General features: G+C 77.9%; 7 protein-coding genes. 3 read left to right on the forward strand and 4 right to left on the reverse strand.

What is annotated here, in order from left to right; all coding sequences use genetic code 11:
• The coding region (locus G6556_RS15580) for a hypothetical protein (RefSeq protein ID WP_205693579.1) at window positions 1–252 on the forward strand (252 nt) is incomplete at its 5' end.
• A 61-nt stretch (window positions 253–313) separates the two neighbouring features.
• Here the strand turns inward: G6556_RS15580 and G6556_RS15585 are convergent.
• Entirely contained in the window at window positions 314–1,687 is a 1,374-nt protein-coding gene (locus G6556_RS15585) for a DUF1254 domain-containing protein (protein ID WP_166943402.1), read from the reverse strand.
• Between the two features lie 253 nt (window positions 1,688–1,940).
• Here G6556_RS15585 and G6556_RS19700 point away from each other — a divergent pair, with 253 nt between their 5' ends.
• The gene (locus G6556_RS19700; protein WP_240934606.1) at window positions 1,941–4,598 is read left to right on the forward strand and encodes a LuxR C-terminal-related transcriptional regulator; all 2,658 of its coding nucleotides are present in this window, start codon (window positions 1,941–1,943) and stop codon (window positions 4,596–4,598) included.
• An 85-nt stretch (window positions 4,599–4,683) separates the two neighbouring features.
• On the opposite strand, the gene G6556_RS15595 is transcribed toward G6556_RS19700, so the two are convergent.
• The gene (locus G6556_RS15595) at window positions 4,684–5,121 is read right to left on the reverse strand and encodes a hypothetical protein (RefSeq protein WP_166943405.1); all 438 of its coding nucleotides are present in this window, start codon (window positions 5,119–5,121) and stop codon (window positions 4,684–4,686) included.
• Window positions 5,122–5,153: 32 nt separating this feature from the next.
• Window positions 5,154–5,651, reverse strand: coding sequence for a DUF1269 domain-containing protein (locus G6556_RS15600; protein WP_166943408.1), 498 nt, complete (start codon window positions 5,649–5,651; stop codon window positions 5,154–5,156).
• A gap of 229 nt (window positions 5,652–5,880) precedes the next feature.
• Between G6556_RS15600 and G6556_RS15605 the strand changes: the two genes are divergently transcribed.
• A complete protein-coding gene (locus G6556_RS15605) occupies window positions 5,881–6,426 on the forward strand; it encodes an NUDIX hydrolase (protein WP_166943411.1) in 546 nt (181 codons plus the stop codon).
• Between the two features lie 17 nt (window positions 6,427–6,443).
• Here the strand turns inward: G6556_RS15605 and G6556_RS15610 are convergent, their stop codons facing one another.
• Complete coding sequence (locus tag G6556_RS15610; protein ID WP_166943414.1) at window positions 6,444–7,157, reverse strand: SOS response-associated peptidase; 714 nt, start codon at window positions 7,155–7,157, stop codon at window positions 6,444–6,446.
• Window positions 7,158–7,481 lie beyond the last annotated feature (324 nt).

The raw sequence follows: 7,481 nt of genomic DNA on the forward strand, positions 1-7,481 counted from the left end.
AGGCTGGCCCGGTCGGGTCAGCACGCGGCGGGAGGGGCGGTCACGGTGCTCTACCACATCCGGGTCGTCGGCCCCGAGCGCGACCTCGGCGGGCTGGGGGACTACGCCGACATCGTGGCGGCGCCCACCCGGGACGGCGCGATCCTGTCCTGCGAGGTGCCGGACGCTTCGGGCCTCACCGGGGTGGTGGCGCTGCTCTGCGACCTCGGGGTGGACATCGCGGAGCTCCAGGCGGTCACCCGGCCGGCGTGAGGCGTCGCGGGTGCGCCGGGGCCGGTGAGGTCGCAGGCAGCCGACGACCTCGGCGCGAGGGTCAGTCGAGGGCGCGCAGCGTCGGCGTCCACGCCGGACCGTCGCCGGTGGCGGCGACCGGCGCGTAGAGCCGCAGCACCAGGCTGAACGGCCCGGACGGCACGGGCAGCCAGGCGGCGCGCGCGTCGACCGGGCCGTCGTGCTGCAGCGCCACGACCAGCGAGCCGTCCCGGCCCCACGGCAGGTCCGGCGTGCCCGGGCCGAGGGCGTACCGCCGGGCGCGATGGGCGACGAGCTCGCCGGACGGCTCCGCGTGCGCGGCGAGCGACCAGTGCAGGCGGGCCGGCGGCGGGCCGGGCAGCGTCATCCGGTACCGCCGGTGGCCGTCGAGCGGCTCGCCGCCGAGCCCCCGCCAGCGCAGGGTGCGGACCTCGTCGGGCTCGGGGGCGTGCAGCTCGTGCTCGGCGGCGACGGCGCGGCGCAGCGCCGCGGACCCGGCCCCGTCGGCGGCCCCCGGCTCGTCGGCGGACCCCGGCGCGGCGCCCCGCCCGCTGCCGCCCGCGCTGGACCGGGCCGCCTCGCCACGGCCGAGGCCGTCCCGGCGCAGGGCGTCCTCCAGCTGCGCCGCGCCCAGCGCCGCGCCGCGGGCGACCAGCGCCCGGGTCCGGGCGTCCTGCCCGCGGGGCCCCCATCCGTCGGGCCCGCCGGGGAGCACGCCGAGCCGGACCCACCGCGCGACCCGGGCCCGGTCGGCCGGGTCGGTGGGGCGGGCCAGCCGCAGCAGCAGGGCGAGGTAGTCGACGAACCCGGCGCCCCAGGCCCGCTCCTCGTCCCAGGGCAGCCACGCGACGGACGGGGCCGGCCGGGGCGGCGTGACCCCGCCGAGCGCGTGCAGCGGCCGCACCCGGTACCCGTGCTGCACCACGCGGGCCGCCGGCAGGTCGTCCGGGCCCGGCACCGCGGTGCGCGTGATCACCCGCACGAGCCACGACGTCGGCCGCAGCACGCCGCGCACCCCGGGCGGCACCGGTCCGTCCCAGCCGGGACCCGCCACGACCCAGTCGCCGGCGTCGCGCCCGGTGCTCGCGGCTCCCAGGTGGGCGACCGTGGTCCCGAGCAGGTCGACGACCTGGGCCCCGGAGTACAGCCCGGCGGGCAGGTCGGGCTGGCTGACGACGGCGGGCTCGGCGCGCAGGTCGAGCCAGGCGCTGGAGCGCAGCAGCAGCGGGTCGGCGTGCCGGGTGCCGTCGCCGGGTGCGGGCGGCGCGCCGTCGTGGTCGAGGACCCCGAGTGCGGCGACGCCGGTCCGCAGCTCGGTGCGCAGCTCCCGGTAGCCGAGCAGCGCCGGGTGCGCCCAGACCGCGGCCTCGGCGGCGGCGCGGACCACCTCGGGGTCGTGCGGGTGCGGCGCCGGGGCGGGCAGGGTCTCCGGCATCGCCCACCGTCCTCGCCCGTCCCGCCACCGTCGCCTCCAGCACAGCCGTCCGGCGCGCGGCGGGCCTCACCCGCGGTGTGTGAACGCCGGTCGCCGCGCGGGTACGCGGCGTCGGCTCACCCGCGACGGGTGAGGGAGTCAGTGCAATTCGTGACTCACGATCACCCCAGCCGTGTCACTGTGGTGCCGGGTGACCCGGGGCGCGCGAGCAGGCGGGCTACGGTGAGTCGAGCACGCGTCGGGGGGCGTGGACATGAGCGCTGGGGACGACGGCGACGGGTCGGTACCGCGGGACCACGCGGGGGAGCAGCGCGAGCGGGCGGCCCCGGGGGCGAAGTACGCGGTGCCGCGACCGCCGCGCGGGCTGGTGGCGCGGTCGCGCTGCGACGCGGCGCTGGCGGAGACGGTCGCCGCGCACCGGCTGACGGTGGTCACCGCGCCGGCGGGCTTCGGCAAGACCACGCTGCTCGCGCAGTGGGCCGCCACCGCACCCGGTCCGGTGGTGTGGGTGTCGCTCGACCCGCTGGACGACGAGCCGGGCCGCCTCGTGCGGGTGCTGGGCGACGCGCTCGTCCGGTTCGCGCGCGTGGGCGGGCCCGACGACGGCGCCGCGGGCGCGCTGGCGACCGTCGCCCGCCGGGTGGACGCGCTGGTCGCGGTCCTGGAGGACGTCCCGGCGGAGACGGTCGTGGTGCTGGACGACGTGCACCTGATCTCGGCCCGCACGGCCCGCGAGGTGCTCGGCCCCGTGCTCCGGTACGGCGGCCCCCGGTTCGTCCTGGCCGGCCGGTACGACGCGGCGCTGCCCGTCAACCGGATGCGGATGGCGGGCGAGGTCGGCGAGCTGCGCGAGCGCACCCTGGCGTTCACCGAGGACGAGGTCGCCGAGGTGGTGCGCGCGGTCGAGGTCCCGGCGGACGCCGCCGCGGTGCGCGCGCTCTGGGAGGTCACCCGCGGCTGGCCGGTGGCGGTGCGGCTGGCGCTCGCCGCCGACGTCCTGGGTCGCTCCGGCGAGCCGCTGGCCCAGCTGCGCGACCGGGACGTGCCGATCACCGGGTACCTGGTGGAGGAGGTCATCGGCTCGCTGCCGGACGACCTCGCGGACTTCGTGCTGCGCGCGAGCGTGGCCACCCAGCTCGACCCCGAGCTCGCGGAGGCCCTGGTGCCGGGCGGGGCGCGGCTGCTGGACGACTGCGTCGGCCGCGGTCTGTTCCTCACCGACGTCGGCGGGGCCGGCGGCCCGGGCGACGGGGGCGAGCCCGAGGAGGGACCGGTCTACCGGTGGCACGCCCTGGTGGCGGCGCACGCGCGGGCCGTCCTGGCCCGGCGGGACCCGCTCGCCGCGCGGGTGGCGCACCGGGTGGTCGCCGCCCACCTCGGCCCGCGCGACCCGGCCGCGGCCATCCGGCACGCCCTCGACGGGCACGCGCCGGATCTCGCGGCGCGGGTGCTCGGCGAGCGGTGGCCGGAGCTGGTCGTGCGCGGCGACGTCGGCCAGGTGCGGGGGCTGCGCGCCGCCCTGCCGCCCCGGTACCGCAGCGACCCGGACGTGCTGCTGGCGCTCGCGGCCGCGCACGCCTACGAGGCCGACGGCACGGGGGAGGACGACGGCGGGCCGGCGTGGGTCGGCGAGCTCGTCCGCACGTTCCTGGGCCCGGGCCGGCCCCCGCTGGAGGAGTCGGTGCGCCGCGGCCGGGCCCTGCTCGACGACGGCGTCCCGGGGGCCGGGGCACCCGACGACGCGGTCCGCGCGCTGGGCCTGTACCTGGTGGGGCGCGCCGAGCTGCAGCGGTACGGGCCGGACCCGGACGCGCTCGGGCACCTCGCGGCCGGCCGGGCGCTCGCGGCCGAGCACGGCTGGGTCGCGCTCGAGCTCGGCTGCCGGGCGGAGCAGGCGCTCGCGGCCGCGCTGCGCGGCGAGGTCGGCGCGGCGCTCGACGGGGCCCGGTCCGTGCTCGCGGCGGCGGCGCTGCACGACTGGCAGGGCGCGAGCATCGTCGCGTCGGCGCACCTGGCCTGCGGCATCGCGTCCTACTGGCGCGACGAGCTGTGCGCCGCCGGGGGCCACCTCCGGGCGGCGGTCGAGGCCGCGGGCCGGACCCGCCGGGAGGTCGCCGTGCACGCGGCCGGCGTGCTGGCGATCGTCTGCCTGGCGCAGGGCGACGCCCCCGGGCTGGCGCGGGCCCGCGAGATCACCGACGCCCCGTGGCCGGACGGCTCCGCACCCGAGCACCTGACGGGGTTCCGCGACTTCCTGACCGCCGTGCAGCTCGGCGCCGAGGACCGGCCGCGGGACGCGCTGGCGATCGTCGACGAGTCGTCGGTCGCGTTCGCCGACCCGCTGGCGCTCGGCTGGCAGAGCGACCAGCTGCTGCGCATCGGCGACATCGAGGGCGCCGAGCGGGCGCTGCACGCGGCCGAGCGCGCCGCGGCGGGGGCCGCCGTCGCGCTCGGCGGGACCCCGGCTCAGGTGCGGGTCGCCAACCTGGCCGCGGCCGCGGCGCTGCACGCCGACGAGGACGCCGCCGCCGCGCACGTCGCCCTGGAGGCGGCCCTCGCGGCCGCCGCGCCGCACGGCCTGGTCCGTCCGCTGCGGGACCGCGCGGCCGCGCTGCACCCGCTGCTGTCGGCGCACCTCGAGTGGGGCAGCGCGCACGAGCCGCTGGTCACCCGGCTGCTGGTCGCCGAGCACGAGGCGCCCACGCCCCGGGCCTCCGCGTGGGACCTGACGCCCCGGGAGCGGGACGTGCTCGCCTGCCTGCGGTCGTCGCTGACGTCGGAGGAGATCGCCGGCTCGCTGTTCCTGTCGATCAACACCGTCAAGACGCACATGCGGGCGATCTACCGGAAGCTCGGGGTCGACGGGCGGCGGGCGGCGGTACGCACCGCCGTGCAGCGCGGCCTGCTCTGAGCCGACCGGGCCGAGGACGCGCACGAGGGCGGCGGTACCCCGCGGGGTGCCGCCGCCCTCGTGCCCGTCCGGGGCGGCGGCCCGCTCAGGTCGACACGGGCCGCAGCTCGCCGCCGTGCACGACCAGCGCCCAGAGCACCGTCACGCACAGCCCGATCGACACCAGCGACCACCACGGCGTCGCCGGCAGGGCGGCGAACTGCAGCAGCAGCTCCAGCCCGACCAGGACCACCGCGGTGATCCGGGCCCAGCCGGCTGCCGTGGTCAGCAGCGAGATCCCGACCACGAACACCAGGGCGGACACCGCGAGGTGCACCCACCCCCAGGTCGAGATGTCGACGGTGGCCAGGCCGTAGGTGGTCCACGCGACGATCGTGCTCGGCGAGAACACCGCGACCAGCCCGCTGAACATGCCCCACAGGCCCATGAGGATCATCATCAGCGCCCCGAACCAGATCCAGCCGACCCAGGCGGTCTCGCGGGGTCGCGTCCGGACCCCCGCGGCGGCGTAGGCCTTCGTCATCGTCGTCCTCCTCCCGGCCGGCCGGCGGCCGCTCAGGCGTTCTCGTCGAACGCCTGACGCAGCCGCGCCTCCTCGTCCTCGGACAGGTTGGTCTGGATCAGCTCGGGGTGGATGCCCTGGTCCTTGAGCGCCCCGAACACCTTGTCCGGCACCGCGCCGGACGACAGCAGGAACAGCGCCGACGTGCCCGGCGTGACCTTGCTGCGCACCGAGTCGATGAAGTCGTCGTCGATGCCGACGTCCGTCAGCGACCCGGCGAGCGCGCCGGCCGCCGCGCCGATCGCGGCGCCGATGAGCGGGATGAAGAACAGCAGGCCGAACAGCAGGCCCCAGAAGGTGCCGCCCAGGGCACCCGCGGAGGCGAGGCTGTGCGCCTGCCGGGTCTTCGGCTTCGACTTGTCGGGGTCCCAGGACACCGTGGCGGCGTCGTGCACCTGGATGAGCTCCTGCTTCGCCAGCGACTCGAGCGCCTGCTCGGCCTGCTGGGCACCGCCGGGGGTGTCGAACTTCCACACGCTGAGAGTGGCCACCGTCGTGCTCCTTCGTCGGTTCGTCGGTCTCGTCGCCGGGTGGGACGCTGCCAGCCTCACCGCGCGGCCGAGCGGTGCGCATCGCCCGGGCCGGGTGACCCACGGGCGCACGCCACACCGGCCGCGCACCCCGGGCCGCGCGGGTCACCCCCGGCCAGCGCCCCGGCGCGGCGACCCGCCCCGAGGTCGCCGGGCCTGGCCCGCCCCCGCGGCTGGCACGATGGCGGACATGTCCGCCTGGCACGCCCACGACTCCCGCACCGTCTACGAGAACCCCTGGATCCGGGTCCGCGAGGACGCCGTCACCCGGCCCGACGGCGGAGACGGGGTCTACGGCGTCGTCGAGGTCCGGCACCCGGCCGTGTTTGTCGTCCCGGTCACCGACGACGACGAGGTCGTGCTGGTCGAGGTCGAGCGATACACCACCGGGGCCGTCTCGCTCGAGGTGCCCGCCGGCGGCACGGACGGCGAGGACCCGCTGGTCGCCGCCCGCCGCGAGCTCCGCGAGGAGACCGGCCTGGCGGCCGACGACTGGACGCACCTCGGCCCGGTGTTCTCGCTCAACGGCGTCGCCCACGCGCCCGGGCACGTGCTGCTCGCCCGGGGGCTGCGGCCCGCCGACGAGGCGCACGCCCAGGACGAGGAGGGCATCGTCGGCCTGCGGCGGGTCCCGTGGCCCGACCTGCTGAGGCTCGTGCGCGCCGGGGCGATCACCGACAACGAGTCGCTCGGCGCCCTGCTGCACGCGGCCATCGCGCTCGGCCGGGTGTCCTGACCGACCCGACCAGGGTGTCAGCCCTCGGGTTCCGGGGCGACCGGCTCGACCAGGCCCGGCCCGTCGTTCGCCACGTTGCCCACCGCCCGGCCCACCTCGCGCGGCGTGAGGTGCGGCTCGGGGACGTGCACCAGCATCGCGCCCACCTCGTCCGCCGCGGTCGTTGACGGGTCCAGCCACGCGTCCCACAGGTGGCCGGGGAGCAGGACGGGGCAGCGGTCGTGGATGTGCCCGAGGCTGTCGGTCGCCGGCCGCGTGATGATCGTGACGGTCCACAGCCAGCGGGTCGGGTCGTCGTCGGCCTTGGCGTGGTCCCGCCACAGCTCGTACAGCCCCGCGGCGGCCAGCGGCTCGGCGCCGTGCAGGAAGTAGGGCGTCTTCGGGCCGCGCTCGTTCGCCTGCCACTCGTAGTAGCCGTCCATCGGCACCAGCGCGCGCCGCTTCGCCGCCGCCTTCCGGAACGCGGGCTTGTCGAGCACCGTCTCGGAGCGGGCGTTGATCATCCGCGAACCGATCGACACGTCCTTGGCCCACGACGGCACGAGACCCCACCGTGCCTGCCGGAGCTGGCGCTGCGGGCCGTCGTCCTCGACGCGCTCGAGCACCACCGGCACGTCCTGCGTCGGGGCGACGTTCCAGGACGGCCCGGGGTGCTCGCCGAGGATCCGGTCGATCGCGAGGTCACGCTCGAGCTGGTCGGCGGCACGGGTCTGCGCGTAGCGGCCACACATGGGGCCCAGTGTGCCGCGCGCCACCGACACCGCGCCCGGTGACCGGGAGCGGTGTCGCGCCGGGTCCGGCGGTGCTGGGCACGTCGGTCCCAGCCGTGCGGTACACGTCGGGCCCAGCGGTGCGGTGCACGTCGCAGAGGTCGCCGATCGCGCGTGCGCGTGCCGTGGTGACGGCGGTAGGGGGCCGGCTCGTGCCTCAGAACGGCGGGGGTGCGTCGTGGGGGTCGGTGGTGGCGTCGTGGCTCCGTCCGGTGCCGGGGCGGGTGAGGTACCGGTGGCCGGTGGGGGTGAGCCATTCGAACAACCCGGCGCTGACCTGGCGCA

The sequence above is a fragment of the Cellulomonas sp. IC4_254 genome (assembly GCF_011603975.1).
GTDB lineage: Bacteria > Actinomycetota > Actinomycetes > Actinomycetales > Cellulomonadaceae > Cellulomonas.